This window comes from Oleiphilus sp. HI0043, from assembly GCF_001634935.1.
The window spans coordinates 1-749 of record NZ_LWEY01001902.1; the positions used below are offsets into that span (position 1 = coordinate 1).

The 749-nt window shown below is 44.9% G+C and carries 1 protein-coding gene; it reads left to right on the forward strand.

Annotated elements, in window-relative coordinates; all coding sequences use genetic code 11:
- Positions 1-749, forward strand: a 749-nt coding sequence (locus tag A3729_RS29425) for a histidine kinase dimerization/phospho-acceptor domain-containing protein (RefSeq protein WP_197476264.1), incomplete at both ends; no start/stop codon positions are given.

The window sequence follows — 749 nt, forward strand, 5'->3', positions numbered from 1 at the left end:
GTGCCCCTTGGCAAAACAGGGTGAAGCTCAGCTAGCGCCACAGGAATGCTATTGGACGCATAAGAATTCTGAAAACATTGCCGTCAGTTACCGTAGAAGTTATACCGATGATGGCAGCTGCATGATTCTTTTCACTACCTGCGAGCAGCAAGGCTTTCAGCTTGAAGAGCTCAAGAAGCTTTCATTTTTTACTGAAATAAATCCCTCCCCATTGCTGGAGCTTGATGATCAAGGCCTGATTCTTTTTAGTAACCCTGCAATGACTGATCTAATGCTTGAGTTTGGATTTGACGATGAAGGGGCGCCCGCTATTTTACCCAGAGATCTTGCTGCTCTGGTCGGCAAAGCAATAGAGCAGGGTGGTCTAGAGAATATCGAGTCTTCTGCAAATGCTGAAGAAAATAACGATAAGACATCACACTTTTTATGGAGTTTCCATATTAGTGATGGCAGTCAAGGTAGCGCAGTATTGCTTTCAGGGTTAGATGTGACCAGTAATAAAGAAATGGAACTTCAGCGTCAAGAGTTTGAACGAAGCCTGGAGCTCGAAAAAGAACGTACTCGAAAAGAATACTTGGCAATGATGGTGCATGAATTGCGCTCACCCTTGAATGCAGTTGTCGGTTACGCTGGCATTCTTAAATCAAAGTTGTCTAGTCAGTGTAGTGAAACGCAGCTATCTTTGTTCGACCGAATTATCGGGGGCGGTCAGCAGCTCGCTGAACAGATCAGCACGACTTTGGATTCTA